We start from the raw sequence: 26391 nt of genomic DNA, 5'->3' as shown, positions 1-26391 counted from the left end.
CTCGAGGTCATGGCGACCCCCGTCAGTCTCGGCATGCCCGCTGCGCCCCCGCCCGTCCTCGCCCCCCGACGCAAGACCCGCCAGCTCGTGGTGGGCGACGTCGGCGTCGGCAGCGACTCCCCGGTGAGCGTGCAGTCGATGACGACGACCAAGACCGCTGACGTCAACGCCACGCTGCAGCAGATCGCCGAGCTCACCGCCGCCGGCTGCCAGATCGTGCGGGTCGCCGTCCCCGACACCGACGACGCCGAGGCGCTGCCGGCCATCGCGCGGAAGTCGCAGATCCCGGTCATCGCCGACATCCACTTCCAGCCGCGCTACGTGTTCGCCGCGATCGACGCCGGCTGCGCGGCCGTCCGCGTGAACCCGGGCAACATCAAGAAGTTCGACGACAGGGTCGGCGAGATCGCCCGGGCGGCCAAGGACGCCGGCACCCCGATCCGCATCGGCGTCAACGCCGGGTCGCTGGACAAGCGGCTGCTGGCCAAGTACGGCCGGGCCACACCCGAGGCGCTGGTCGAGTCGGCGCTGTGGGAGTGCTCGCTGTTCGAGGAGCACGACTTCCGCGACATCAAGATCTCGGTCAAGCACAACGACCCGGTGGTCATGGTGCGTGCCTACGAGCTGCTCGCCGCGCAGTGCGACTACCCGCTGCACCTCGGCGTCACCGAGGCCGGCCCGGCGTTCCAGGGCACGATCAAGTCCGCCGTCGCGTTCGGCGCGCTGCTCTCGCAGGGCATCGGCGACACCATCCGCGTCTCGCTGTCGGCCCCGCCGGTCGAGGAGGTCAAGGTCGGCACGCAGATCCTCGAGTCGCTGAACCTGCGCCAGCGCGGCCTGGAGATCGTCAGCTGCCCCTCGTGCGGGCGCGCGCAGGTCGACGTCTACAAGCTCGCCAACGAGGTCACCGCCGGCCTCGACGGGCTGGAGGTGCCGCTGCGGGTGGCCGTCATGGGCTGCGTCGTCAACGGCCCCGGCGAGGCCCGCGAGGCCGACCTGGGCGTGGCCTCGGGCAACGGCAAGGGCCAGATCTTCGTCAAGGGCGAGGTGGTCAAGACCGTGCCCGAGTCGCAGATCGTCGAGACGCTCATCGAGGAGGCCATGCGCATCGCGGGGGAGCAGACCGGGGACGGCGTCCCGTCCGGCCCGCCGGTCGTCACCGTCGGCTGACCCGCCCCTCTCCCGTGCTCCGTTCGCCCACCGCCCGCGTCCTCGACGAGACCGACGAGCCGGCCGTCCGCCGGCTGCTGGCCGCCGACCCGGTCGCGGCCTGCGTCATCGCCGGCCGCGTGGAGGTCACCGGCACGGCTCCGGCCGCCCTGGGCGCCCCGCTGTGGGGGGTCGGCGCCGGCGGTGACCTCGACGCCGTCTGCCTGGCCGGCGCCAACCTGATCCCGTTCGCCGTCCCCGGGGCCGAGCGCGCCGCGGCTGCCGCCTTCGCCGAGCGCGCCCGCCGGGCCGGCCGGCGCTGCTCGACGATCGTCGGCCCGGCCGCCGCCGTCGACCCGCTGTGGGACCTGCTCGAGCCCTACTGGGGACCGGCCCGCGACCACCGGCCGCGCCAGCCGCTCCTGGCGATCGAGGGCCCGCCCGCGGTCGTGCCGGAGCCGCGGGTGCGGCCGGTGCGCCCGGCCGAGGTCGACGTCCTCCTCCCGGCGGCCGTGGCTATGTTCACCGAGGAGGTCGGCGTCAGCCCGCTGCGGGTCGACGGCGGCGCCGGCTACCGGGCCCGGGTCGAGGACCTCGTCCGCGCCGGGCAGTCCCTGGCGTGGATCGAGGACGGCACGGTGCTGTTCAAGGCCGAGATCGGCGCGGTGTCCCGCGCGGCCTGCCAGGTGCAGGGCGTGTGGGTCGCCCCCGACCGGCGCGGGCGCGGCCTGGGGGCGGCCGGCATGGCTGCCGTCGTCGAGTACGCGCGGACGGCGATCGCGCCCGTCGTCAGCCTCTACGTCAACGACTACAACGCGCCCGCCCGCGCGGCCTACCGCCGGGTCGGCTTCCACGAGGTCGGCTGCTACGCCAGCGTGCTGTTCTGACGAAGGACCCCGTCCTCCCCATCCTTCGCAGGCTCAGGGTGGGCCCCTGGACGGGGCCACCAGCACGTCGCCATCGATCTGGCACCACCGTCTGACAGGGTGGGGATCCGTGGGAGCACGACGCACGGCGGTCCTCGGTTCGGTCCTGACCCTCCTGGCCGCCCCGGCGCTGGCGGCCTGCTCGGGCAGCTCCGAGGACGACGTCCGCGCCGCCGCCCAGGCCTTCCTCGACGACTGGACCGCCGGTGACACCCACGCCGCGGCCGCCGCCACCACCGACCCCGACGCGGCCGGCGCCCTGCTCGGGCAGACCGCCACCGACCTGCCCGACGCCACGCTCGACGCCGAGCTCGGCGACGTCACCGTCGACGACGGCACCGCCACCGCCGGCTGGACGGCCACCTGGGACCTCGCCGCCGCCCCCGACTGGACCTACGACGCGACCCTGCAGCTGCAGGAGGGCGAGGACGGCTGGCAGGTCGTCGCCGAGCCCACCGTCGTCCACCCGGAGCTGGGGGAGGGGCAGCGCCTGCGGCTGACCCGGTCCCTGCCCGAGCGCGCCGCCCTCACCGACGCGGCCGGCGACCCGCTGTTCACGCCCACCGAGGTGGTCGACGTCGGCGTCGACACCGGGCAGGTCACCGACCTGCCCGCGCTGGCCTCGGGCCTGTCGGCGGCGACCGGCGTCCCGGCCGAGGAGATCACCGCCGACGTCCAGGCCGCCCCGCCCGGCCAGTTCGTGCCGGTCATCGCCCTGCGCCGTCCGGACTTCGAGGCCATCCGCGCACAGGTCTTCGACCTGCCCGGGGCGGTCTTCCCCACCGAGACACGGCTGCTCGCGCCCTCGGCCCGGTTCGCCTCCGCGCTGCTGGGCCGGGTCGGCCCGGCCACCGCCGAGGTGATCGAGGAGACCACCGAGGACGGGGTGGCCGCGTACGCCGCCGGCGACCAGCTCGGCCTCTCGGGTCTGCAGCGCGCGCTGCAGGAGCAGCTGACCGGCACGCCGGGGTTCACCGTCGCGGTGGTGAGCACCGACGAGAGCACCGGGGACGCCGGCCGGCAGGTCGCCGCGGTCGACCCGGTCCCGGGGGAGCCGGCGCAGACGCCGCTCGTCCGCCCGCTGCAGGAGGCCGCCGACGCCGCCGTCGCCACCCAGCCGCTGGCCACCCACCTGGTCGTGGTGCGGCCGGGCACCGGGGAGGTCCTGGCCGTGGCCTCCAACGAGGCGGCGAACGCCGGCAACGCGCTCACCGGCCAGTTCCCGCCGGGGTCGAGCATGAAGACGATCACCGCCACCGCGCTGCTGTCGACCGGTGAGCTGACCCCCGACACCCCGGTGGCCTGCCCGGGTACGACGGTCGTCGACGGCCGCGAGTTCGAGAACCAGAACCAGTTCGACCTCGGCACGGTGCCCTTCACCGAGGCCTTCGCCGAGTCGTGCAACACCACGTTCATCGAGGCGGCCCTGCGACTGCCCGACGGGGCGCTGGCCGACGCGGCCGCCTCCTACGGCGTGGGCAGCGACTGGCAGCTGCCGGTCGACGTCTTCTCCGGCAGCGTCCCGGCCGACTCGACCGGCACCACCAAGGCCGCCGACGCCATCGGCCAGGGCGAGGTGCTCATGAGCCCGGTGCAGCTCGCCCTGGTCGCCGCCGGTGTCGCCGGCGGCAGCGCCGTGGCGCCGGTCGAGGTGGTCGGCGCCGACGCGGCGGGCCCGGCGCCGGCGGGCCCGGGACGGGCCGTGCTCGACCAGCTGCGCCCGCTGATGCGCCAGGTGGTCCTCACCGGGACGGCGACCGCGCTCGCCGACCGCGGCGAGGTGTACGGCAAGACCGGCACCGCGGAGTTCGGCAGCAACACCCCGCCGGACTCGCACGGCTGGTTCATGGGCTACCAGCTGGGCGGCCCGCAGGGCGACATCGCCTTCGCCGTGCTCGTCGAGGCGGGGCAGTCCAGCAGCGCCGCCGTCGGCGTCACCGACGCCTTCCTCGGCACCCTCGGCTGACGGCCCCCTCGCAGGGGCCCGTCGCGAGCCTGCCAGTGTCGGGGGCGAGGAGGTCCTTGCTCTCAGGAGTCGGGGAGGCCGGGCAGGGCCGTGGTGACCGGGCTCCGGCCCGCCGCCGCCCGCCAGCCGACCGCCCGGCCCTCCGCGGCCTGCAGCTCGGTCACCGCCAGCTGACGGACCGACGCCTGCTCCGCGGCGTCGAGCAGCGCCACCCAGGAGGCGCTCACGCCCTCTTCGAGCACCACTCCCAGCGCCGCCGCGTCGACCGCCGACAGGACGGGGAACGGCAGCGTGTAGCCCGCCTCGGCCGGCACCGGGTCCGCGCCGCGCTCGTCGAGCAGCGCGGCCAGCCGGTCGCGGACGTCGCGGTGCGCCAGCTCGCCCTCCTCGGCGGCAGCCCGGGCGTCCGGGGGCAGCGCCGCCCCGACGACGCCGTACCCCCAGACGGCGGCGTGCTCGGCGGCCAGGGCGTCGCGGAGCCCGGCGTCCTCCCCGCCGGCGGTCTCGTCGTCAGCCATGCCGGTCCCCCCTCACGCGAGCGCGGCCTCGTGACCGCGCAGCCCGGCCGCCACCGACCCGAGCAGTGCCGCCCGCGCGCCGGAGACGTCGACGCAGGCACCGGCGTGCGCGGTGGCGGCCGCCCCCACCTGCCCGCGCAGCCAGCCCCGCACGTCACCACCCGCCGGCGGGGGCCCGGCTGCCCCCGACGCCCCCGCCCCCGTCGACGACGTCCCGGGTGCCGCGGCGCGCAGCCGCTCCAGCTGCTCGCGTGCCTGACCGGCGAGGACGGTGACCTGGTCGCCGAGCCCCGGGTCGGCCGCGGCCGCGGCGGCGTAGGCGGCCACGGCGGCCTCCTGGACGGCAACCTGCCCGGCCAGCCGGTCGACCTGCTCCGCGGTCTGCGCGGCGGCCTCCCCGGACCCGCCGGAGGTGCACCCGGCCACGGCGAGCACGGCCAGACCGGCCGTGGCGGCGAGCAGGCTCCGCCGCGGGATGCCGGGCGGGGAGGGGGGCGGTGCAGGCGGTGCGGACATCGACGCCATCCTCCCAGGCGCCGTCCTCCCGGGCGGGCACCGACGGGCGGCCGTCGTGCCGTGCCGGGCCCGCGGGTGCCCAGCACACCGTCCGGAGGGGCGGCGGGCAGGAGAGCGGTAGCCTGACCACTCCCCGGGTACGCCGCCGGCCGGTGACGTGCGACGCACGGGCCGCCGGCGCGGTCCCCGGCGGGGCGGTCCGCCGAGCACGAGCTCCGACCGGTGCAGGAGGGGAGGGAGCCCGTGTCCACGCGACGGCAGGACCCGGCCGCTGGGCGACGGCAGGACCCGGCCGCTGGGCGACGGCAGGACCCGGCCGCTGGTCGTCGCCAGGACGACCCGGCCGCGACCCGGCTGGCCGGCTGGATCGAGCCGGTGGTCGGCGCCGCCGGCTACGACCTCGAGGAGCTGGTGGTCACCCCCGCCGGCCGGCGCAGCGTCGTCCGCGTGGTCGTCGACCGCGACGAGGGCGTCAGCCTCGACGACGTCGCCGAGGTCAGCCGGGCGGTGTCGGCGGTGCTCGACGAGAACGACGGCGAGCTCGGCCGGGCGCCCTACGTGCTGGAGGTGACCAGCCCCGGCGTCGACCGGCCGCTCACCGAGCCCCGGCACTGGCGGCGCAACACCGGCCGCCTCGTCGCCGTGACCGTCGGCCCGGCCGGCGCCACCGAGCAGCTCACCGGCCGGATCACCGCCGTCGACGGCGCCGGGGTGACCCTCGCGGTCGAGAAACCGGGCAAGCCGGGCGCGCGGAGGAAGCCGCCCACCCCGCGGCAGGTGCCGTGGGCCGAGCTCGGCGCCGGGCGCGTGCAGGTTGAGTTCGCCCGTCCCGGCAGCGACGAGGACCCCGGCGCCGGGGACGCGCACGACGACCCGGACGACGACCCGGACGACCTGCTGGACGACCTGACGGACGACGAGGGCGACGACGGAGGAGGACAGTGAACATCGACGTGACCGCCCTCAAGGCGGTCGAGCGGGAGAAGGGCATCCCCGCCGACACGGTCATCGAGGCGATCGAGACGGCGCTGGTGACCGCCTACCGGCACGCCGACGGCGCCGCCAAGCACGTGCGGGTGCACGTCGACCGCAAGACCGGCGAGGTCGCCGTGCTCGCCCAGGAGCTCGGGGCCGACGGCGAGGTCGTGCGCGAGTGGGACGACACCCCCTCGGACTTCGGCCGGATCGCGGCCAGCACCGCCAAGCAGGTCATCGTCCAGCGGCTGCGCGACGCCGAGCACGAGCAGACCTTCGGCGAGTACGCCGGCAAGGAGGGCGACATCGTCAGCGGCGTCGTCCAGGCCGACGCCCGCCGCAACGCGCAGGGCTCGGTGCTGGTCGACATCGGCAAGGTGGAGGCGGTGCTGCCCGCGGCCGAGCAGGTGCCCGGCGAGCGGTACCCGCACGGCAGCCGGCTGCGCGCCTACGTCGTGTCGGTGGCGCGCACCTACCGCGGCCCGCAGGTGACCGTCTCGCGCACCCACCCGAACCTGGTGCGCAAGCTGTTCGCCCTGGAGGTCCCCGAGATCGCCGACGGCAGCGTCGAGATCGTGGCGGTCGCCCGGGAGGCCGGGCACCGCTCGAAGATCGCCGTCCGCACCGCGGTGCCGGGCCTGAACGCCAAGGGGGCCTGCATCGGGCCGATGGGCCAGCGGGTGCGCAACGTCATGAGCGAGCTGCACGGCGAGAAGATCGACATCGTCGACTGGTCCGACGACCCCGCGGCCTTCGTCGCCTCCGCGCTCAGCCCCGCTCGGGTGAACAGTGCGCAACTCGTCGACCCCAAGGCCAAGGCGGTGCGGGTCGTCGTCCCCGACTACCAGCTGTCGCTGGCCATCGGCAAGGAGGGGCAGAACGCCCGGCTCGCCGCGCGGCTGACCGGCTGCCGCATCGACATCCGCAGCGACGCCCAGCCCGACGACGCCGCTCCCTCGCCCGGGGTGGGCCGCCCGCCGCTGCGCTCGGGCCCTCCGCCGGTGCGCGCCGGCGCCCCCGGCGGTCGTCCCTCGCCCGGCGGGGGCACCCTCCGCCCCGGTCCGCGGCGCCCGGAACAACGGGGCCCCGCCGCGCGCTAGGATGACGGGTGGCCGAAACGTCGATCCCGGTGCGCACCTGTGTGGGCTGCCGAGAGCGCGCTCCGGTCACCGACCTGTTGCGTGTCGTCCTCCGGGCCGGGGCCCTCGTGCCCGACCCGCGGCGGCGGCACCCCGGCCGGGGTGCCTCGCTGCACCCCACTCCGGAGTGCCTGCGCGCAGCGGAGCGACGCCGGGCCTTCCCCCGGGCGCTGCGCCTCCCTGGTGGGGGCGGCGCCGCGGTGGAGGCCGGTCCGCTCCGGGCCCACGTCCTCGGCGCCGCGGCGTCCGAGGACGGCCGGTCCCGGACGGGCGAACGCACACGAACGACAGACCGCAGTCCCACCGACGGACCGGCACCCGGCCGGTCCGCACGTCGAGAGCAGGACGTCGTCGGATGAGTCAGCCGTGAAGTCCCCACGATGACAAGCCAGACCATGCACCACTGACGACGAGGTCGCGCGGGCGAGCCGCCGGCCTCACCAGAGGAGATCCGTGCCAGGCAAAGCCCGCGTCCACGAACTCGCCAAGGAGTTCGGGGTCGACAGCAAGACCGTGCTCGCCAAGCTCAAGGAGCAGGGCGAGTTCGTGAAGTCCGCCTCCTCGACCGTCGAGGCCCCCGTGGCCCGGCGGCTCCGGGAGGCCCTCGGCGCTGCCACCGGTGGCAGCAGCAACGGCGGCGGCAGCAACGGCGGCGGCAGCAACGGCGGCGGCAGCAACGGCGGCGGCAACGGTGGCGGTGCTCCCGCGGCCCGTCCCACCGCCCCGTCCGCGCCCCGCCCGGCGGCGCCGCAGCCGGTGGCCGACGCTCCGCAGGCCCCGGCCGCGCCCGCTCCGTCGGCGGTCACCCCCGGCCCACGTCCGGGCGCCCCGCGTCCCGGCCCCACCCCTGGCCCGCGTCCGGCCGCGCCCGCTCCGCAGGCGCCGGCCGCCAGCGCGCCGGTCCAGCAGCCCCCGGCTCCGGCTCCGGCCCCCGCTCCGGCGGCGGCGGCGGCCCAGGCTCCTGCCGAGGCTCCTGCCCAGGGTGCGCGGCCGGCCGCTCCCGGCACGCCACGTCCGGGTGCCCCGTCGCCGCGTCCGGCCGGTGGCGGTCCCGTCCCGGGTCCGGCCCGTCCGGCCGCGCCGCGTCCCGCGGCGCCGGGCGCTCCCCGTCCCGGCGGCCCCGGTGCCGGTCCGGCCGCGCCGGGCGCCGGCCCGCGGCCGGGTCCCCGTCCGGCCCCGCGGCCGGGCAACAACCCCTTCAGCAGCGCGCCGCGTCCGGCTCCCGCTGCCGGTGGCCCGCGGCCGGGCCCGGCGGCCGGTGGTCCCCGTCCCGGCCCCGCGGCCGGTGCCGGCCCGCGTCCCGGCCCCGGTGCCGGTGGCCCGCGGCCCGCTCCGGGTGCCGGTGGCCCGCGCCCCGGTGGTCCGCGTCCCGCGGCCGGTCCGGGCGGTCCCCGTCCCAACCCGGGCATGATGCCGCCCCGGCCCTCGCCGGGCATGATGCCGCCGCGGCCGGCCGGTGCCGGCCGTCCCGGTGGCGGTCCCGGTGGTCCCGGCGGCCGTGGCCGTCCGGGTGGTCCCGGCGGCGGCGGTGGCTTCCGGCCCGGTGGCGGCGGCGCCCCCGGTGGCGGCGGTGGCGGTGCCCCCGCCGGCGGTGGCTTCCGTGGCGGCGGTGGCCGCGGCCGTGGCCGCGGTGGCTCCGGTGCGGGCACCGCGGGTGCCTTCGGTCGTCCCGGCGGGCGTGGCCCGGTCCGCGGGCGCAAGAGCAAGAAGCAGCGGCGCCAGGAGTTCGACCAGATGGCGGCGCCCAGCATGGGCGGCGTCAGCCTGCCGCGTGGCCACGGACAGGTCGTCCGGCTGCCCCGCGGTGCCTCGCTGACCGACCTCGCCGAGAAGATCGGCGCCCAGCCGGCGGCGCTGGTGACCGCCCTGTTCCACCTGGGAGAGATGGTCACCGCGACGCAGTCGGTCAGCGACGAGACGCTGCAGCTGCTCGGTGCCGAGATCGAGTGGGACATCCAGGTCGTCAGCCCCGAGGACGAGGACCGCGAGCTCCTCGAGACCTTCGACCTCACCTTCGGTGACGAGGGTGACGAGGAGGACTGGGAGGCCCGTCCGCCGGTCGTCACCGTCATGGGTCACGTCGACCACGGCAAGACGAAGCTGCTCGACGCCGTCCGCAACAGCAACGTGGTGGCGCGGGAGGCCGGCGGCATCACCCAGCACATCGGCGCCTACCAGGTCGTCACCGAGCTGGAGGACAGCGAGCGTCCGATCACCTTCATCGACACCCCGGGTCACGAGTCGTTCACCGCGATGCGTGCCCGTGGCGCCAAGGTGACCGACATCGTCGTCCTGGTGGTGGCGGCCGACGACGGCGTCATGCCGCAGACGGTCGAGGCGCTCAACCACGCCCAGGCCGCCGAGGTGCCGATCGTCGTCGCGGTCAACAAGATCGACAAGGAGGGGGCCAACCCCGCCAAGATCCGTCAGCAGCTCACCGAGTACGGGCTGGTGGCCGAGGAGTACGGCGGCGACACGATGTTCGTCGACGTCTCCGCGACCACCCGTCAGGGTCTCGACGAGCTGCTCACGGCGATCCTGCTGACCGCCGACGCCTCGCTGGACCTGCGCGCCAACACGCAGCAGGACCCGCAGGGTGTGGTCATCGAGGGCAAGCTGGACAAGGGGCGTGGCCCCGTCGCCACCGTCCTCGTCCAGCGCGGCACGCTGCGCCAGGGCGACTCGATCGTGGCCGGCGACGCCTACGGGCGCGTCCGGTCGCTGCTCGACGAGCACGGCAACAAGCTGAAGGAGGCCCTGCCGGCCCGCCCGGTGCAGGTCGTCGGCCTCACCTCGGTGCCGCGTGCGGGTGACACGTTCCTCGTCGTCGAGGAGGACCGCGTCGCCCGGCAGATCGCCGACCGTCGTCAGGCGCGGATCCGCAACGCGCAGAACGCGTCGATGCGCAAGCGGATCAGCCTGGAGGACCTCGACGCCGCGCTCAAGGAGAACCGCCAGCTCAACCTGATCATCAAGGGCGACAACTCGGGCACCGTGGAGGCGCTCGAGGAGGCCCTGATGAAGATCGAGGTGAGCGACGACATCTCGCTGCGGGTCATTCACCGCGGCGTCGGCGGCATCACCAAGAGCGACATCGACCTGGCACTGGCCGACGACGTCATCGTCCTGGGCTTCAACGTCCGGGCCGAGGGTCAGGCCACCGAGCTCGCCAACCGCGAGGGTGTCGACGTCCGGTACTACTCGGTCATCTACCAGGCGATCGAGGAGATCGAGGCGGCCCTCAAGGGCATGCTCAAGCCGGAGTACGAGGAGGTCGCGCTCGGCTCGGCCGAGGTCCGCGAGGTCTTCCGTGTGCCGCGCATCGGCAACGTCGCGGGCTCCATCGTCCGCAGCGGGACGATCACCCGGAACTCGAAGGCCCGGCTGGTCCGGGACGGGGTCGTCGTCGCCGACAACCTCACCGTCGAGTCGCTGCGCCGCTTCAAGGACGACGTGACCGAGGTCCGCGACGGCTACGAGTGCGGTATCGGGCTCGGGTCGTTCAACGACATCAAGATCGAGGACGTCATCGAGACGTTCGAGATGCGCGAGAAGCCGCGCGCGTAAGGGCCCGTTCGAGCAGCAGGGAGGCGGTGAGCGTGTTCACCGGCACGCTCACCGCCGACCTGCTGCTGGGCGACGTCCACTCGCTCAAGGGCAAGCGCGCCGTCGTCCGGCCGATCGTGGCCGAGCTGCGGCGCCGCTTCGCCGTGGCCGCCGCCGAGGTGGGCGACGTCGACCTGCACCGGCGCGCACAGGTCGGGGTCGCCACCGTCGCCGGGGACGCCGGTCAGGTGACCGACGTCCTCGACGCCTGCGAGCGGTTGCTGGCCGAGCGGCCGGAGGTGACGCTGCTGTCGACGCACCGGCAGCTGTTCTCCGACACCGATTGACGACGGACCCCCTCGCCCCCGTCCCCCGCACGCTCGGGCCGGGCTCCTGCCAGGGGGTCGCCCCTGTCCACCGGCGTCCACGTGACGCCCCGACCCCCGGAGGTCCGCCGTGGCTGACCCGGCCCGCGCCCGCAAGCTCGCGGTGCGCATCCGCCAGATCGTCTCCGCCGCGATCGAGTCGCAGATCAAGGACCCGCGGCTGGGCATGGTCACCGTGACCGATGCACGGGTGACCAGCGACCTGCGCGAGGCCACCGTCTTCTACACCGTCTACGGCGACCCGACCCAGGTCGAGGACTCCGCCCGCGCGCTGGCCAGCGCCACCGGTGTCCTGCGCTCCACGGTCGGCCGCCAGACCGGCATCAAGTTCGTGCCGACGCTGGCCTTCGTCGCCGACCACGTGCCCGACACCGCCCGCGAGCTGGACGAGGCGCTCGAGCGGGTGCGGTCGGCCGACGCCGAGCTCGCCCGGCTGCGCGAGCACGCGAGCTACGCCGGGGACGCCGACCCCTACCGCCACCCGGCCGACGACGAGGACGACGCCGACGACGCCTCCCCGGCCGACCTCCACGCCGGCACCGACGCCGACCCGGTCACCGACCGCAGGAACGCCTCGTGAGCCGGCCGGCGAGCGCACACGGGGACACGACAGCGCCGCGACCGCGGCTGACGGACGCCCACGAGGAGGCCCGGTGAGCGAGAACGACCCCGACCCGCACCTCCCGGACGAGGGGCAGGGACGCTCGGAGCTCGGCGGGCGCGCCGAGCCCGGCACCGGCGACCCCACCGACGGCGGCCGGAAGGGCCAGATCGGCGAGGCGCCGAGCATCGCCGAGGACGAGCCCGACGACGGCGGCCCGCCGCTGCCGCCCGGCGGCGGGCTGGTCACCGAGGACCGCAACGCGCCGCCCGTGGCCGACCCCGGCCCCGACGCCTGACCCCGGTGACCACCGCGTCCCCGGGGTCGCCGGCGGCGCCGGTCGCCGGCCCCGCACCCACACCGGCGGCCGTCCTGGCCGCAGCCGCCGACGCCCGCGCCAGCGTCGTGCTCTCCGGGCACGTCCAGCCCGACGCCGACGCCCTCGGCAGCACGCTCGCCCTCGCCGAGGGCCTGCGCCGCCGTGGTGCGCGCGTGCTGGCCACCTTCCCCGGCCGTCCCGGCCTGCCGGCCTCCCTCGGCTGGTTGCCCGGCGCGGAGGGGCTGGTCCCGTCCACCGCCGTCCCCGCCTCCCCGGACGTCTTCGTCAGCCTCGACGCCGCCTCGCCGGCCCGGCTCGGTGAGCTGGCGGCGCTGCTCACCGGTGCCGGCACGTCGGTGGTCCTCGACCACCACGCCAGCAACCCCGGGTTCGGGACCGTGCGCCTGGTGGACCCGGCCGCCCCGGCGACGGTCGTCCTCGTGGCCGGTCTGCTCGACGAGCTGGGGATCGCCCTCGACGCACGGCTGGCCACGCTGCTCTACGCGGGCCTGGCGGCCGACACCGGCTCCTTCCGCTTCAGCAGCACCCGGCCCGACACCCACGCGCTGGCCGCCCGGCTGCTGGCCACCGGCATCGACCACGCCGCGATCAGCCAGCGGCTCTTCGACACCGCGCCCTTCGGTTGGCTGCGGCTGCTCTCGGCGGTCACCGGCCGCGCGGTGCTGGAGCCCGGCGTCGGCGCCGGCCTGGTGTGGACCTGGTCGAGCACCGCCGAGGCGGCCGAGCACGCCCTGCCCGGCGAGCAGCTCGAGGCACTGGTCGACGTCGTCCGCTCCACCGCCGAGGCCGACGTCGCCTGCGTGCTCAAGGGCCAGGACGACGGCACGTGGTCGGTGTCGCTGCGCTCCCGCGGGGCGACCGACGTCGCCCGGGTGGCCACGGCCTTCGGCGGCGGAGGCCACCGCGCGGCGGCCGGCTTCACCTCGCACGAGGACCGCGAGACGACGATCGCGCAGCTGCGCCGGCTCCTCGACACATGACACCGCGGTCCTCCGGACCGCACCGCGGCCAGGAGCCGTCCCCCCGCGTCGCCGAGCCCGCTCGGGCCACCGGGCCGGGAGGGCTCCGCCCCCCGCGTCCCGGCGTCCTCGGGCTGGCGGTGCCGGCCCTGGTGGTGCTGGCCGCCGAGCCGCTGTACCTGCTCGTCGACACCGCCGTCGTCGGCCACCTCGGCACCGTCGCGCTCGGCGGCCTCGCCGTCGGCGGCGGGCTGCTGGCGTGGGCCGCCGCACTGCTGAACTTCCTCGCCTACGGCACCACCGCCCGCGCCGCCCGCCGGGCCGGGGCCGGGGACCGCGCCGGCGCCGTCGCCGAGGGCGTGCAGGCCACCTGGCTGGCGCTGCTGCTCGGCGCGGTGGTCGTGCTGCTGTTCCAGGTGCTCGCCGGGCCGCTGACCCGCGCGCTGGCCGGCGGGCCCGGCGAGGTCGCCGCGGCCGGCGAGCAGTGGCTGCGCATCGCCGGCTGCGGCGCGCCGCTGCTGCTGGTGTCCCTGGCCGGCAACGGCTGGCTGCGCGGCGTGCAGGACCTGCGCCGGCCGGTGCGCTTCGTCCTGGCCGGGAGCCTCACCAGCCTGGTGCTCTGCCCGCTGCTGGTGCACCCGGCCGGCCTCGGGCTGCCCGGCTCGGCGGTGGCCAACCTGACCGGCCAGGCGCTGACGGCGGCGCTGTTCGTGCGGGCACTGCTGCGCGAGGGCGCCGACTGGCGGTTGCGCCCCGCCGCCGTCCGGGCGCAGCTCGTCCTCGGCCGCGACCTCCTGCTGCGCGCCACCGTGCTGCAGCTGGCCTTCCTGGTCGCCGCCGGCGTCGCCGCGCGCACCGGGCAGGCCGCGCTGGGCGCCCACCAGATCGCGCTGCAGCTGTTCCTCTTCCTCGCGCTCGTCCTCGACGCCTACGCCATCGCCGCCCAGACGCTGGTCGGGCACGCCCTCGGCGCCGGGCGCTCCGCCGAGGCCCGCGCCACCGCCCGGAGGGTCACGCTGTGGGGGTTGGGCACCGGCGTCGTGGTCGCGGGGCTGCTGCTGGCCGGGCGTGAGCTCCTGGTCCCGCTGTTCACCGGCGACCCCGCCGTCCGGGCGCAGGCCGAGCTGGTCTGGTGGTTCCTCGCCGGCTTCCAGCCCCTGGCCGGGGTGGTGTTCGCCCTCGACGGCGTGCTCATGGGCGCCGGTGACGTCGGCTACCTGCGCACGGTGACCGTCGGCGCCGCGCTCGTCGGCTTCCTGCCGCTGTCGCTGCTGTCCGGCCCGCTGGGCTGGGGGCTGGCCGGCGTGTGGACCGGGCTGACGCTGTTCATCGCGCTGCGGCTGGTCGCCGTCCTGGCCCGGGTGGCGGGGGAGAGGTGGCTGGCCGCGCCTGCGACCGTGGGGACGTGAGCTCACCCCCCGAAGACGCTCCGCCGGCGCTCCACGTCCCCGTGGGGACGCCGGCATGAGCCGCCGCCGCGCCGCCGACGCCGACGTCACCCCGGGCGTGCTGCTGGTCGACAAGCCCGGCGGGATGACCTCCCACGACGTCGTCGCCCGGGCCCGGCGGGTGCTCTCGGTCCGCCGGGTGGGGCACGCGGGCACCCTCGACCCGATGGCCACCGGCCTGCTGGTGCTCGGCGTCGGCGCGGCCACCCGGCTGCTGGGCCACCTCGGCGGCTCGGACAAGGTCTACGAGGCCACCGTCCGGCTGGGGCAGACGACGGTCACCGACGACCGCGAGGGCGAGATCCTGACGACGACGCCGGCCGGGCACCTCGACGACGACGCCGTCCGCGCGGCGCTGGCCGCCCAGACCGGACCGCTGTCGCAGGTGCCGTCCTCGGTGAGCGCGGTGAAGGTCGGCGGCCGTCGCTCCTACGACCGCGTGCGGGCCGGCGAGGAGGTCGTCCTGGAGCCGCGGGCGGTGACCGTGCACCGCCTCGACGTCCACCGGGTCACCCGGCCCACGCCCGACCTGGTCGACGTCGAGGTCACCGTCGCCTGCACCGCGGGCACCTACGTGCGCGCCATCGCCCGCGACGCCGGCGCCGCCCTCGGCGTCGGCGGGCACCTCACCGCCCTGCGGCGCACCGCCTCGGGCCCGTTCACCACCGCGCAGGCCGCGCCGGTGGAGGAGGCCGCGGCCGCGCTCGCCGCGGGCGGCGGCCCGGGGACGCTCACCCTCCCCGACGCCGCCACCGCGGTCTTCCCCGAGCGGCGGCTCACCGACGACGAGGCCCGCGCCCTCGGGTACGGGCAGCGCATCGCGGCCACCGGGCGGCCCGGGCTGTCGGCCGCCGTCGACCCGGCGGGCCGGCTGGTCGCGCTGGTCGAGGACGCCGGGCCCACCGCCCGGGTCGCCGTCGGCTTCCCGGGGTGAGGTGCTCCTCGGCCCCCGTGCAGGGGCCCTCCGCCTGTGCGAGGGAGACGTGGGGGGCACGGGGGTCCTCCGTCTAGATGACTGATTCCAAGGGGTTCGGGCTGAAACCGGTGTGATCACGGGCGAGGGTGTTCAGGCTTGGCGTTGCTAACCCAACGTCGAGCCGGGAGGCCCTCGTGGACGCCGACCTGGACACCCTCGCCACGGCACTGTATGCCCGCACCGATGACCTGCTGAAGGCCGCGCCGCAGCGGCTCCCGTGGCGCCCGGCGGTGGGCATCGCTCCCCGGCTCAGCGATGCCGAGCTGGTGACCCTGGCGGTGTTGCAGGCGCTGCTGGGGTTCACCAGCGAGGCCCGCTGGCTGCGGTTCGCCGGCCAGCAGCTGCGCCCGCTGTTTCCCTACCTGCCGCACCAGCCCGGCTACAACAAGCGGCTGCGCCGCCTCGCCGGCACCGTGATCTGGCTGATCCGGGCCCTGGCGACCGACACCAGCCTGTGGGCCGATGACCTGTGGGTCATCGACTCCACGCCGATCGAATGCGCCCGCTCCCGGGAAGCGGTCCGCCGCTCGGAGCTGGCCGGCTGGGCCGAGTACGGCTACTGCGCCAGCCACACCCGCTACTTCTGGGGGCTGCGGCTGCACCTGATCGCCACCCTGCACGGACTGCCGGTCGCCTTCGCCCTCTCCGGCGCCAAAGCCGACGAACGCCAGGTGCTGCTCGACCTGCTCGGCGCCGACCCCGCCCTCCTCGCCGGCCATGCCGGACAGATCCTCATCACCGACAAGCACGACTACGGCCGCCGCTTCGACGCCGAGCTGGCCGACGCCGGGCTGAGGCTGCTGCGCCGCCCCCGCCGCGGAGAACCCGACCGGCCCGGCGCATCGGTGTTCAAACCGCTGCGCCAGACCATCGAGTCGGTCTTCGACACCCTCAAAGGCCAGCTCGACCTCGAACTGCACGGCGGCCACACCCCAGCCGGCGTCCTGATCCGGGTGCTGCAGCGCCTGCTGGCCCTGACCGCGGTCATCTGGCACAACGACCACACCGGCCAATCCGTCCGCAGATCGCTACTCGCCTACGACCACTGACCCCTTGGAATCAGTCATCTAGGGACTGTCCTGGCGATCTTGCATCGGTGTGATTCAGGCTTGGTTGATGGTCGGCCGACATGAACTCACCGACGCCGCCTGGGCTCGGATCGAGCCGCTGCTGCCTGCCACCGGCGGTCGGGGCGGGCGGTGGCGCGATCACCGGCAGGTGATCAACGCGATCCTGTGGCAGGCCAACACCGGCGTGCCATGGCGTGACCTGCCCGATCGGTACGGGCCGTGGAAGACCGCGCACGAGCGGCTGCGCCGGTGGACCGCCGACGGCACCTGGGATCGCATCTTCGAGCACGTGGTGGTCAAGGATGACGCGGTCGGCGCGGTGGAGTGGACGATCAGCGTGGACTCCTCCTCGGTCCGGGCCCACCAGCACGCCGCCGGCGCCCGGAAAAAGGGGGCTGCAGTGCACCGGTCGAAGCCCTCGCGGTCGACGGGGAGGCCCTTGGCCGCTCCCGGGGCGGACTGACCAGCAAGATCCATCTGGCCGTCGACGGGCGCGGCCTGCCGATGGCCGTGCTGCTCACGCCCGGGCAGGCCGGGGACAACCCGCAGCTGCTGCCGCTGCTCGACGGCATCCGGGTACCGCGAGTGGGCCCAGGGCGGCCGCGCAAGCGTCCCGATCACCTGATCGCTGACAAGGCCTACTCCCATCCCTCCACCCGCCGGGCGCTGCGCCGCCGCGGGATCACCCACTCGATTCCGGAGAAGCGCGACCAGCGGGCGCACCGGCGCACCCGGGGGTCGGCCGGTGGGCGACCGCCAAAGTTCGACCGTGACCGGTACAAGCAGCGCAACGTCGTCGAACGGTGCTTCAACCGGCTCAAGCAGTTCCGCGCCCTGGCCACCCGCTACGCCAAGCGCGCCGCCTACTACCGAGCCACCCTGCTGCTGGTCAGCGCGATGCTCTGGCTCCGCGCATGATCCGCGGGACAGTCCCTAGTCGCGGACCAGCTTCCCGATGAGCGAGTCGTCGAGGGAGGCGAGCAGGTCGGCCGGGTCGTCGTACACCTCGTCGGCCCCCTCCTCGAGCAGCTCGGCCCGCGAGATGCCCCCGCAGGTGAGCGCGATGCACGGCAGGCCGGCGTCCCGGGCCGCCCGCACGTCCCACACCGTGTCGCCGACGGCGACGGTGCGGGAGGCGTCCAGACCGTGCGCCTCGACGGCGGTCTGCATGAGGTCCGGCGCCGGCTTGGCCGACTCGACGTCGGCCGAGCAGGTGGTCCCGTCGACGACGTCCTCGCCGCCGATCGCCGGCACCATCCACTCGAGGTCGGACTCCTCGCCACTGGTCGCCAGCACCACGGCCAGGCCCCGGTCCCGGCACGCGGCGAGCAGGTCGTCGACACGCGGGAAGGGCGTCACCAGCTCACGCAGCGGCTCGTAGCGCCGGCTCTTGGCCGCCATCACCTCGTCGACGTCGTCCGCGTCGTCCCCCAGCAGGTGGGTGACCAGCTCCTGGCTGCCGATGCCGATCGACCGGTGGCAGTCGGCCATCGCGACCTCGTCGTGCCCGGTGTCGCGGAAGGCCCGCCACCAGGCGAGGACCTGCAGGTAGTTGGTGTCGAGCAGGGTGCCGTCGACGTCGAACAGCACGCCGGGCCGCGGGGCCGGGGTCATCGGGCCATCCTCGCCCGGCCCGGGGACCCCCGCAGTGGTTGACCGGCTCGCCCGCCGGGAAGGGGGCTGCCATGAGCGTCGTGAAGATCAACGCGATCAGCGTCCCGCCCCATGCGCAGGAGCGCTTCGAGGAGCGCTTCCGCGGGCGCGGCGGAGCCGTGGAGAAGACCCCCGGTTTCGAGTGGTTCGAGCTGCTGCGCCCGCTGGAGGGCACCGACCAGTACCTCGTCTACACCCGGTGGGAGAGCGAGGAGGCCTACCGCGACTGGGAGGGCGGTCAGGACTTCGCCCGGGCGCACCAGGGCGGCGGTGACGAGCTGGCCCCCGCGGCGAGCGACTCGTCCCACCTGTGGTCCTACGAGGTGATCGAGAGCTCGGCGCCCGACCGGCCCTGACCCCCGCGGGCGGGCGGCGGCGGTCGGCTCCCGGCCGCCGCCGCGCCCGGCGCTAGTGTGGACGGCGGGCCGGTCGTCCGCCGGTCCCGCCCCGAGCACGCGCAGGTGGGAGACATGACCGACACGCTCGCCGACAGCCGCACCTCCTCCCGGGTCTTCACCGAGGGCGTGCCGGTGACCGTGGAGGACGTGACCCGCCGTCCGGCCGCCGAGCGGGCGGCCGTGCTGGCCGACCCCGGCTTCGGCCGGCACTTCACCGACTCGATGTTCGTGGCCCGCTGGACCGCCGGCCGCGGCTGGCACGACGCCCGGCTGACGCCGTACGCGCCGCTGCAGGTCGACCCCGCCACGGCGGCCCTGCACTACGCCCAGTCGATCTTCGAGGGGCTCAAGGCCTACGCCCAGCCCGACGGGAGCGTGGCCACCTTCCGGCCCGAGGCCAACGCCGCCCGCTTCGCCCGCGGCGCCCGCCGGCTGGCCATGCCGCCGGTGCCCGAGGAGGCGTTCATCAGCGCCGTCGACGCCCTCGTCGACGCCGACCGCGACTGGGTGCCGACCGGACCGGACCAGACGCTCTACATCCGGCCCTACCAGCTGGCCACCGAGCCGTTCCTCGGCGTCCGCCCGGCGCACGAGTACCTGTTCCTGGTCATCGCCAGCCCCGCCGGCGCCTACTTCCCGCGCGGCGTCCACCCGGTCAGCGTCTACCTGTCCGAGGACTACATCCGGGCCGCGCCCGGCGGCACCGGCGACGTGAAGTGCGCCGGCAACTACGCCGCCAGCCTCCTGGCCCAGGAGCAGGCCATCGCCGCCGGCTGCGACCAGGTCGTGTGGCTCGACGCGGTGGAGAAGCGCTACGTCGAGGAGATGGGCGGGATGAACCTGTTCTTCGTCCTCGGTGACGGCGACGACGCCGAGCTGGTCACCCCCGAGCTGACCGGCACCCTGCTGCCCGGCATCACCCGCGACTCGCTGATCACGGTCGCCCGGGAGACGGGCCACCGGGTCACCGAGCGGCGGTTCAGCGTCGACGAGTGGCGCTCCGGCGTCGCCGACGGCACGGTCACCGAGACCTTCGCCTGCGGCACCGCCGCGGTCATCACCCCCGTCGGCGAGGTCAAGGCGCGCACCGGCGACTTCACCGTCGGCAACGGGCAGCCCGGGCCGCTGACCATGCGGCTGCGCGAGCACCTGCTCGACGTCCAGCACGGCCGGGTGCCCGACACCCACGGCTGGCTGCACCGGGTCGCCTGAGCGACCCCGACGGCGGACAGGGGAGCGTGCGCATGCGGCGCTGGCGCGGGCTCGCGGACACCCCGGCCGACCTCGGCCGGACGGTGGTCACCGTGGGCATGTACGACGGCGTCCACCGCGGCCACCAGCAGCTCATCAGCACCGCCGTCGCCCGGGCCGGTGGCCTGGGCCGCCCCTGCGTGCTGGTCACCTTCGACCCGCACCCCACCGAGGTGGTCCGCCCCGGCACGCACCCGGCGATCCTGACCTCGCTCGACCGCAAGGCCGAGCTCGTCGCCGGCCTGGGCGTCGACGCGGTGTGCGTCGTCCCGTTCACCCAGGAGTTCAGCCGGTGGGCCCCCGAGGAGTTCGCCCACGCGGTGCTCGTGGAGAACCTGCACGCGGCCGCGGTCGTCGTCGGGGAGAACTTCACCTACGGGCACAGGGCGGCCGGCACCGTCGAGACGCTCACGCAGGAGGGGCGCCGGTTCGGCTTCGCCGTGGAGGGGGTGCCCCTGGCCGGGGACGCCTCGGCCGACGGCGAGGTGACCATCTCCTCGACCTACATCCGCGCCTGCGTCGCCGCCGGTGACATGGGCAGCGCGGCCCGGGCGCTGGGCCGCCCGCACCGCGTCGACGGCGTCGTCGTCCGGGGTGACCGGCGCGGCCGGGAGCTCGGGTACCCGACCGCCAACGTCGAGACGCCGCCGTTCACCGCCATCCCGGCCGACGGCGTCTACGCCGGCTCCCTGGTCACCCGCGACGTCTCGGGGGCCACCCTCGGCAGCGCCCCGGCCGCGATCTCGGTCGGCACGAACCCGACCTTCCAGGGGTCGCGGCGCACCGTCGAGGCGTACGTGCTCGACTTCTCCGGCGACCTGTACGGCGAGCACGTCGGGGTCGAGTTCGTGCAGCGGCTGCGGCCGATGACCTCCTTCGCCGGCGTCGACGAGCTGGTCGCCGCGATGGCCGACGACGTCGCCCGCACCCGCGCCGTCCTCGGGCTGCCGCCCGCCGGGTGATCATGCCGACGGGGCCCGCGGACCGCGCTGGTAACCTCGTCCGGGTCGGGCCCTGCCCGACGTGTGTGCCACCTGCCCCCGTGACCCAGACCGGGGGCCACACCTGACCGGACCCCGGAGGCCCGCCCATGGCGCTCGACAGCGCGACGAAGCAGCAGATCATGACCGACTACGCGACGGTCGAGCGGGACACCGGCTCGCCCGAGGTCCAGGTCGCGATGCTCACCCGCCGGATCAGTGACCTGACCGAGCACCTCAAGCAGCACAAGCACGACCACCACAGCCGCCGGGGCCTGCTGCTCCTGGTCGGCCGCCGTCGCCGGCTGCTGAACTACCTGGCCAAGACCGACATCAACCGCTACCGCTCGTTGATCGAGCGGCTGGGTCTGCGCCGCTAGCACGTCGAGGGGACCGTCCCGCCGGGACGGTCCCCTCTCTCGTGCGGCACCCGCCGCACGACCCCCGGCCACCACGGCGCGCAGCGCACCGGTCCTCGGTGGTGGCCCCCGGGCATGACCGGTCCTCCCGCGGGGGACACAGGGTCCCGGGGGTTTCGATCGAAGACCGGTCGCCCCGGATGCCGTCGGCGCAGGGGACGCCGAGGAGGACGCCGGCGCGAGATCGCGCCGCAGAGGACGTCGCCGCATGCGACGAAGGAAGAGGACACAGTGTCCGCACCCACCCAGCACAGCATCGCCGCCGAGTTCGACCCCGAGGACGGGGTCACCACCGCCACCGCGGTCATCGACAACGGCAGTCGCGGCAGCCGCAGCATCACCTTCGAGACCGGCCGGCTGGCCAAGCAGGCCGCCGGCTCCGTCGTCGTCACCACGGGCGACACCATGCTGCTGTCGGCCACCACGGCCGGCCGCCAGCCCAAGGAGCAGTTCGACTTCTTCCCGCTGACCGTCGACGTCGAGGAGCGGATGTACGCCGCCGGGCGCATCCCCGGCTCGTTCTTCCGCCGTGAGGGCCGTCCGGGCGAGGACGCGATCCTCACCTGCCGGCTCATCGACCGCCCGCTGCGCCCGACCTTCGCCAAGGGCCTGCGCAACGAGGTCCAGGTCGTCATCACGGTCCTGTCGCTGGACCCCGACCACCTCTACGACGTGCTGGCCATCAACGGCGCGTCCGCCTCCACCCAGCTCTCGGGCCTGCCGTTCTCCGGCCCGGTCGGTGGCACCCGCGTCGCGCTCGTCGACGGCCAGTGGATCGGCTTCCCGACCCACACCGAGCTCGAGGAGGCCGTCTTCGACATGGTCGTGGCCGGCCGCGTCCTCCCGGACGGCGACGTCGCGATCATGATGGTCGAGGCCGAGGCCACCGAGAAGACCATCCAGTTGGTCGCCGGCGGCGCCCCCGCCCCGACCGAGGAGGTCGTGGCGCAGGGCCTCGAGGCGGCCAAGCCGTTCATCAAGGCGCTGTGCGACGCGCAGTCCGCGCTGGCGGAGAAGGCCGCCAAGCCGGTCGCCGACTTCCCCCGCTTCCTCGACTACCAGGACGACGTCTACGCCGCCGTGGAGTCCGCCGCCCTCGACCGGCTCACCCAGGCGCAGTCGATCGCCGGCAAGCAGGAGCGCAACGACGCCACCGACGCGCTCAAGGACGAGGTCGTCTCCTCCCTGGCCGAGCAGTTCGCCGGTCGCGAGAAGGAGGTGTCGGCCGCCTTCCGCGCCGTCACCAAGAAGGTCGTCCGGCAGCGCATCCTGCGCGACAAGGTCCGCATCGACGGCCGCGGCCTGACCGACATCCGGCCGCTGTCGGCCGAGGTCGAGGTCGTCCCGCGGGTGCACGGCTCGGCGCTGTTCGAGCGCGGCGAGACCCAGATCCTCGGGGTCACCACGCTGAACATGCTGCGCATGGAGCAGCAGCTGGACACCCTGTCGCCGGTGACCCGCAAGCGGTACATGCACAACTACAACTTCCCGCCGTACTCCACCGGCGAGACCGGCCGGGTGGGCTCGCCCAAGCGGCGCGAGATCGGCCACGGCGCGCTGGCCGAGCGGGCGCTGGTGCCGGTGCTGCCCGACCGCGAGGAGTTCCCCTACGCCATCCGGCAGGTGTCGGAGGCGCTGGGTTCCAACGGCTCGACGTCGATGGGCTCGGTGTGCGCCTCGACCCTGGCGCTGCTCAACGCCGGTGTGCCGCTCAAGGCCCCGGTCGCCGGCATCGCGATGGGCCTGGTCTCCGACGAGGTCGACGGCAAGACGCAGTACGTCGCGCTGACCGACATCCTCGGTGCCGAGGACGCCTTCGGTGACATGGACTTCAAGGTCGCCGGCACCAAGGACTTCGTCACGGCCCTGCAGCTGGACACCAAGCTCGACGGCATCCCGTCCGACGTGCTGGGCCAGGCGCTGACCCAGGCCCGCGCCGCCCGCCTGCACATCCTCGACGTGATGAACGAGGCCATCGACGGCCCCGACGAGATGAGCCCCTACGCCCCGCGCGTGACCACGGTGCGCATCCCGGTCGACAAGATCGGCGCGGTCATCGGCCCCAAGGGCCAGATGATCAACTCGATCCAGGACGAGACCGGCGCCGACATCACCATCGAGGACGACGGCACGATCTACGTCGGCGCCTCCGACGGCCCCTCGGCGCAGGCCGCGGTGGACCGGATCAACGCGATCGCCAACCCGCAGATGCCGAAGGTCGGCGAGCGCTTCCTCGGCACCGTCGTCAAGACCACGCCGTTCGGCGCCTTCGTCTCGCTGCTGCCGGGCAAGGACGGCCTCGTCCACATCAGCAAGCTCGGCGGCGGCAAGCGCATCGGCAAGGTCGAGGACGTCGTCAACGTCGGGGACAAGCTCCAGGTCGAGATCACCGACATCGACGCCCGCGGCAAGATCAGCCTCGTGCCGGTGGCCGCCGAGGCCGCCGGTGACGGTGCTGCCGCCGGCGACGGCGCCGCGCCGGCCGAGGCACCCGCGCCCGCGGAGGCCTGACACGACCGCCGACCCGATCACGACCGGGGCCGGGGCGGGGGAGGGGTCCACGGACCTCGCCGCCGCCCCGGCCCCGGTCGGTGTGCCCCGCGTCCTCGACGTCGACGAGGTCGGCGGCCGGGTGGAGCGCACCGTGCTGCCCGGCGGCCTGCGGGTCCTGACCGAGACGATGCCCGGGGTGCTCTCGGCCACCCTGGGCATCTGGGTGGGCGTCGGCTCGCGCGACGAGACCGACCGCGTCGCCGGCGCCTCGCACTACCTCGAGCACCTGCTGTTCAAGGGCACCCGCAGCCGCAGCGCGCTGCAGATCGCGACGGAGATGGACGCCGTCGGCGGTGAGATGAACGCCTTCACCGCCAAGGAGCACACCTGCTACTACGCCAACGTGCTCGCCAGTGACCTGCCGCTGGCCGTCACGCTGCTCGGCGACCTGGTGACCGAGGCGCTCAACACCGCCGAGGACCTGGAGTCCGAGCGCACGGTGGTGCTCGAGGAGATCGCCATGCGCGACGACGAGCCCTCCGACCTCGTGCACGACCTCTTCTCCGAGACGCTCTTCGGCGGCACCCCGCTGGGGCGCTCGGTGCTCGGCACCGTCGACTCGATCGAGGGCCTGACCCGCGAGGACGTCGACGGCTGGTACCGCTCCCGTTACGCCGTCCCCTCGATGGTGGTCACCGCCGCCGGCCGGGTGGACCACCAGCAGGTGGTCGACCTGGTGACGGCGGTCTTCGGCGGGCGGCTGTCGGGCTCGGCGTCCCCGGCGCCGCTGCGCCGCGGGGAGGACGTCGCCCTCGACCGGCCGGCGCGGGCGACCGGGCTGGTGTCCCGCCGCACCGAGCAGACGCACCTGCTGCTCGGGAGCCTGGGCCTGAGCCGCTTCGACGAGCGGCGCTACGCCGCCGCCGTCCTCGAGACCGCGGTGGGCGGCGGGATGAGCTCGCGGCTGTTCCAGGAGATCCGGGAGAAGCGGGGGCTGGTCTACAGCGTCGGCTCGGCGCTGACCTCCTACGCCGGGACGGGGTCGTTCTCCGTCTACGCCGGGTGCGCGAAGAAGCGGGTGCCCGAGGTCCTGCGGCTGGTCCGCGAGGAGCTGGCCCGGGTGGCGGCCGAGGGTCTCACCGGCGAGGAGGTCGCCCGCGGGCGCGGCCAGCTGCGCGGCGGGACGGTGCTCGGGCTGGAGGACACCGGCTCGCGGATGAGCCGCCTGGGCAAGAGCGAGCTCTCGCACGGGGAGTACGTGCCGGTGCGCGAGGTGCTCGACCGGATCGCCGCCGTCGACGAGGACCAGGTGCGCGCCGTGGCCACCGACCTGCTGGGCCGCGAGACCTGCCTGGCCGTCGTCGGCCCGTACCGCGAGTCCGACCTCGACCGGCTCTGACCCGCCCGTCCCCGGAGACCCGCCCGCGATGACCGCCCGCCGTCCCCACCCCACGCTGAGGGTGCACGGGGCGCTGTCGCGCGGCGCGTTCGCCGTGACGGTGCTCGTCTCCCTCGCCGTCCTGTTCGCGCCCGGCGCCGACGTGCCGTCGGCACCCCCCGGCGTCGACAAGGTGGTGCACCTGACCCTGTTCCTCGCCCTGACCCTCGCCGGCCGCTGGGCGGGCGTCCGGCCGGGGCCGCTCGCCGTCCTCCTGGTCGCCTACGGGGCGGTGAGCGAGGTGGTGCAGGCCGTCACGGCCCTGCAGCGGTCGGGTTCGGTGCTCGACTGGCTGGCCGACGGCGCCGGCGTCGCCCTCGGCCTGCTCGCCTGGTCCGCGGGCGAACGCCGCTCCGTGGCGCCCTGAACCGGCGGCTCCGGAGCCGCCTTGCGCCACGCGGGGACGCCGGGAAGCCTGGCCCGGTGACCACCAGCCGCCCCTCGTCCGAGCAGCAGGCCCCCGGTACCGCGGAGTCGGAGTCCCCGAGGATCCCGGTCGCCGTGCTGGGCGCTCGGGGCCGGATGGGTACCGAGGTGGTCAGGGCGGTCACCGCCGCCGACGACCTCGAGCTGGTCGCGATGGTCGACGAGGGCGACTGGCTGTTCAACGTGTCCGACGCCGGCGCCCAGGTGGTCGTGGACTTCACCCGTCCGGACGTCGTCATGGACAACATCCGCTTCTGCATCGACCAGGACATCCACTGCGTCGTCGGCACGACCGGCTTCGACGAGGACAGGCTGGCCACGGTCGCGGAGTGGCTCCGGCCCAAGCCCGACCTCGGTGTGGTCATCGCCCCGAACTTCGGGATCGGCGCGCTGCTCCTCATGCGCTTCGCGCAGGAGGCGGCCCGCTTCTTCCCCTCGACCGAGATCGTCGAGCTCCACCACCCGAACAAGGTGGACGCCCCCTCGGGCACCGCGGTGCGGACGGCCCGCCTGGTGGCAGCCGCCCGCCGGTCGGCGGGGATGCCGCCGTCGCCCGACGCGACCACGGACACCCTGCCCGGAGCGCGGGGTGCCGACGTGGAGGGGGTCGCGGTCCACGCCGTCCGGCTCACCGGGCTGGTGGCCCACCAGGAGGTGCTGATGGGTGCGGCGGGGGAGACCCTGACGCTGCGGCACGACTCCTTCGACCGCGCCTCCTTCATGCCGGGCGTCCTGCTCGCCGTCCGGGAGGTCGGCCGGCGCCCGGGCCTGACCGTGGGCATCGAGGGGTTCCTCGGCCTCTGAGATCGGCCCGGCTG

Annotated in this window: 25 protein-coding genes and 2 pseudogenes; 24 read left to right on the top strand and 3 right to left on the bottom strand. The window is 75.3% G+C overall.

Features of this window, described 5'->3' with window-relative positions; all coding sequences use genetic code 11:
• Window positions 1-9 precede the first annotated feature (9 nt).
• From ispG to ACU616_RS01950, 3 genes are all read left to right on the top strand, one after another.
• Window positions 10-1170: a flavodoxin-dependent (E)-4-hydroxy-3-methylbut-2-enyl-diphosphate synthase gene (ispG, locus tag ACU616_RS01960; RefSeq protein WP_446756809.1), complete on the top strand. Its 1161-nt coding sequence runs from the start codon at window positions 10-12 to the stop codon at window positions 1168-1170.
• A gap of 14 nt (window positions 1171-1184) precedes the next feature.
• Entirely contained in the window at window positions 1185-2036 is an 852-nt protein-coding gene (locus tag ACU616_RS01955) for a GNAT family N-acetyltransferase (protein ID WP_446756808.1), read from the top strand.
• A 109-nt stretch (window positions 2037-2145) separates the two neighbouring features.
• Window positions 2146-4041 (top strand): penicillin-binding transpeptidase domain-containing protein, encoded by a 1896-nt coding sequence (locus ACU616_RS01950; protein WP_446756807.1) that lies wholly within the window; start codon window positions 2146-2148, stop codon window positions 4039-4041.
• 62 nt (window positions 4042-4103) lie between these two features.
• Here ACU616_RS01950 and ACU616_RS01945 read toward each other — a convergent pair whose 3' ends face one another.
• Window positions 4104-4559, bottom strand: a complete 456-nt coding sequence (locus ACU616_RS01945; protein WP_446756806.1) for a ferritin-like domain-containing protein — start codon at window positions 4557-4559, stop codon at window positions 4104-4106.
• Between the two features lie 12 nt (window positions 4560-4571).
• Window positions 4572-5075, bottom strand: coding sequence for a hypothetical protein (locus ACU616_RS01940; RefSeq protein ID WP_446756805.1), 504 nt, complete (start codon window positions 5073-5075; stop codon window positions 4572-4574).
• Between the two features lie 243 nt (window positions 5076-5318).
• Here ACU616_RS01940 and rimP point away from each other — a divergent pair, with 243 nt between their 5' ends.
• The 13 genes and pseudogenes from rimP (at window position 5319) to ACU616_RS01875 (ending at window position 17433) form a co-directional block, all read left to right on the top strand.
• On the top strand, window positions 5319-6020 hold the full coding sequence (gene rimP, locus ACU616_RS01935) for a ribosome maturation factor RimP (protein ID WP_446756804.1): 702 nt from the start codon (window positions 5319-5321) through the stop codon (window positions 6018-6020).
• A complete protein-coding gene (nusA, locus tag ACU616_RS01930) occupies window positions 6017-7150 on the top strand; it encodes a transcription termination factor NusA (protein ID WP_446756803.1) in 1134 nt (377 codons plus the stop codon). The genes rimP and nusA overlap by 4 nt, the downstream gene beginning before the upstream one ends.
• Before the next feature lie 8 nt (window positions 7151-7158).
• Window positions 7159-7548: a YlxR family protein gene (locus ACU616_RS01925; RefSeq protein WP_446756802.1), complete on the top strand. Its 390-nt coding sequence runs from the start codon at window positions 7159-7161 to the stop codon at window positions 7546-7548.
• 94 nt (window positions 7549-7642) lie between these two features.
• Window positions 7643-7786 (top strand): annotated as a pseudogene (locus ACU616_RS01920) (translation initiation factor IF-2 N-terminal domain-containing protein); the annotation flags it as partial.
• 1137 nt (window positions 7787-8923) lie between these two features.
• Window positions 8924-10756: a translation initiation factor IF-2 gene (gene infB, locus ACU616_RS01915; protein ID WP_446761443.1), complete on the top strand. Its 1833-nt coding sequence runs from the start codon at window positions 8924-8926 to the stop codon at window positions 10754-10756.
• Window positions 10757-10782: 26 nt separating this feature from the next.
• Window positions 10783-11082, top strand: coding sequence for a DUF503 domain-containing protein (locus ACU616_RS01910; RefSeq protein ID WP_446756801.1), 300 nt, complete (start codon window positions 10783-10785; stop codon window positions 11080-11082).
• Window positions 11083-11191: 109 nt separating this feature from the next.
• Window positions 11192-11701: a 30S ribosome-binding factor RbfA gene (gene rbfA / locus ACU616_RS01905; RefSeq protein WP_446756800.1), complete on the top strand. Its 510-nt coding sequence runs from the start codon at window positions 11192-11194 to the stop codon at window positions 11699-11701.
• A gap of 73 nt (window positions 11702-11774) precedes the next feature.
• Window positions 11775-12020 carry a hypothetical protein gene (locus tag ACU616_RS01900; RefSeq protein WP_446756799.1) on the top strand — a complete coding sequence of 82 codons (246 nt, stop codon included), beginning with the start codon at window positions 11775-11777 and terminating at the stop codon, window positions 12018-12020.
• A 5-nt stretch (window positions 12021-12025) separates the two neighbouring features.
• On the top strand, window positions 12026-13042 hold the full coding sequence (locus ACU616_RS01895; RefSeq protein WP_446756798.1) for a DHH family phosphoesterase: 1017 nt from the start codon (window positions 12026-12028) through the stop codon (window positions 13040-13042).
• 119 nt (window positions 13043-13161) lie between these two features.
• Window positions 13162-14430: an MATE family efflux transporter gene (locus ACU616_RS01890; RefSeq protein WP_446756797.1), complete on the top strand. Its 1269-nt coding sequence runs from the start codon at window positions 13162-13164 to the stop codon at window positions 14428-14430.
• A 55-nt stretch (window positions 14431-14485) separates the two neighbouring features.
• Window positions 14486-15403: a tRNA pseudouridine(55) synthase TruB gene (truB, locus tag ACU616_RS01885; protein WP_446756796.1), complete on the top strand. Its 918-nt coding sequence runs from the start codon at window positions 14486-14488 to the stop codon at window positions 15401-15403.
• A 176-nt stretch (window positions 15404-15579) separates the two neighbouring features.
• Window positions 15580-16494, top strand: coding sequence for an IS982 family transposase (locus ACU616_RS01880; protein ID WP_446756795.1), 915 nt, complete (start codon window positions 15580-15582; stop codon window positions 16492-16494).
• A gap of 67 nt (window positions 16495-16561) precedes the next feature.
• Window positions 16562-17433 (top strand): annotated as a pseudogene (locus ACU616_RS01875) (IS5 family transposase).
• Window positions 17434-17448: 15 nt separating this feature from the next.
• On the opposite strand, the gene ACU616_RS01870 reads toward ACU616_RS01875, so the two are convergent.
• Window positions 17449-18129 carry an HAD family hydrolase gene (locus tag ACU616_RS01870; RefSeq protein WP_446756794.1) on the bottom strand — a complete coding sequence of 227 codons (681 nt, stop codon included), beginning with the start codon at window positions 18127-18129 and terminating at the stop codon, window positions 17449-17451.
• 71 nt (window positions 18130-18200) lie between these two features.
• Between ACU616_RS01870 and ACU616_RS01865 the strand changes: the two genes are divergently transcribed.
• The 8 genes from ACU616_RS01865 to dapB all read left to right on the top strand — a co-directional run bounded on the left by ACU616_RS01865 (window position 18201) and on the right by dapB (window position 26377).
• Window positions 18201-18524 (top strand): antibiotic biosynthesis monooxygenase family protein, encoded by a 324-nt coding sequence (locus tag ACU616_RS01865; protein WP_446756793.1) that lies wholly within the window; start codon window positions 18201-18203, stop codon window positions 18522-18524.
• A gap of 114 nt (window positions 18525-18638) precedes the next feature.
• Window positions 18639-19778 (top strand): branched-chain amino acid aminotransferase, encoded by a 1140-nt coding sequence (locus ACU616_RS01860; RefSeq protein WP_446756792.1) that lies wholly within the window; start codon window positions 18639-18641, stop codon window positions 19776-19778.
• Between the two features lie 32 nt (window positions 19779-19810).
• Window positions 19811-20779: a bifunctional riboflavin kinase/FAD synthetase gene (locus ACU616_RS01855; RefSeq protein WP_446756791.1), complete on the top strand. Its 969-nt coding sequence runs from the start codon at window positions 19811-19813 to the stop codon at window positions 20777-20779.
• Between the two features lie 128 nt (window positions 20780-20907).
• Window positions 20908-21177, top strand: a complete 270-nt coding sequence (gene rpsO, locus ACU616_RS01850) for a 30S ribosomal protein S15 (RefSeq protein ID WP_091382653.1) — start codon at window positions 20908-20910, stop codon at window positions 21175-21177.
• Window positions 21178-21447: 270 nt separating this feature from the next.
• A complete protein-coding gene (locus ACU616_RS01845) occupies window positions 21448-23727 on the top strand; it encodes a polyribonucleotide nucleotidyltransferase (protein ID WP_446756790.1) in 2280 nt (759 codons plus the stop codon).
• A gap of 82 nt (window positions 23728-23809) precedes the next feature.
• Complete coding sequence (locus ACU616_RS01840; RefSeq protein WP_446756789.1) at window positions 23810-25108, top strand: M16 family metallopeptidase; 1299 nt, start codon at window positions 23810-23812, stop codon at window positions 25106-25108.
• 28 nt (window positions 25109-25136) lie between these two features.
• Window positions 25137-25514, top strand: coding sequence for a VanZ family protein (locus ACU616_RS01835; protein ID WP_446756788.1), 378 nt, complete (start codon window positions 25137-25139; stop codon window positions 25512-25514).
• Between the two features lie 56 nt (window positions 25515-25570).
• Window positions 25571-26377: a 4-hydroxy-tetrahydrodipicolinate reductase gene (gene dapB, locus ACU616_RS01830; protein ID WP_446756787.1), complete on the top strand. Its 807-nt coding sequence runs from the start codon at window positions 25571-25573 to the stop codon at window positions 26375-26377.
• The last annotated feature ends 14 nt before the right edge of the window (window positions 26378-26391 follow it).

Source organism: Geodermatophilus sp. URMC 62, from assembly GCF_052931475.1.
Note: the sequence above shows the minus strand (reverse complement) of the source record. Positions and strands in the feature narration are given on the sequence as shown.

Coding starts and splice junctions, on each gene's coding strand:
- ispG (WP_446756809.1), top strand. CDS start 10: ATGGCGACCCCCGTCAGTCTCGGCATGCCCGCTGCGCCCCCGCCCGTC.
- ACU616_RS01945 (WP_446756806.1), bottom strand. CDS start 4,559: ATGGCTGACGACGAGACCGCCGGCGGGGAGGACGCCGGGCTCCGCGAC.
- ACU616_RS01940 (WP_446756805.1), bottom strand. CDS start 5,075: ATGTCCGCACCGCCTGCACCGCCCCCCTCCCCGCCCGGCATCCCGCGG.
- infB (WP_446761443.1), top strand. CDS start 8,924: ATGGCGGCGCCCAGCATGGGCGGCGTCAGCCTGCCGCGTGGCCACGGA.
- truB (WP_446756796.1), top strand. CDS start 14,486: ATGAGCCGCCGCCGCGCCGCCGACGCCGACGTCACCCCGGGCGTGCTG.
- ACU616_RS01870 (WP_446756794.1), bottom strand. CDS start 18,129: ATGACCCCGGCCCCGCGGCCCGGCGTGCTGTTCGACGTCGACGGCACC.
- ACU616_RS01865 (WP_446756793.1), top strand. CDS start 18,201: ATGAGCGTCGTGAAGATCAACGCGATCAGCGTCCCGCCCCATGCGCAG.
- ACU616_RS01860 (WP_446756792.1), top strand. CDS start 18,639: ATGACCGACACGCTCGCCGACAGCCGCACCTCCTCCCGGGTCTTCACC.
- ACU616_RS01855 (WP_446756791.1), top strand. CDS start 19,811: ATGCGGCGCTGGCGCGGGCTCGCGGACACCCCGGCCGACCTCGGCCGG.
- rpsO (WP_091382653.1), top strand. CDS start 20,908: ATGGCGCTCGACAGCGCGACGAAGCAGCAGATCATGACCGACTACGCG.
- ACU616_RS01835 (WP_446756788.1), top strand. CDS start 25,137: ATGACCGCCCGCCGTCCCCACCCCACGCTGAGGGTGCACGGGGCGCTG.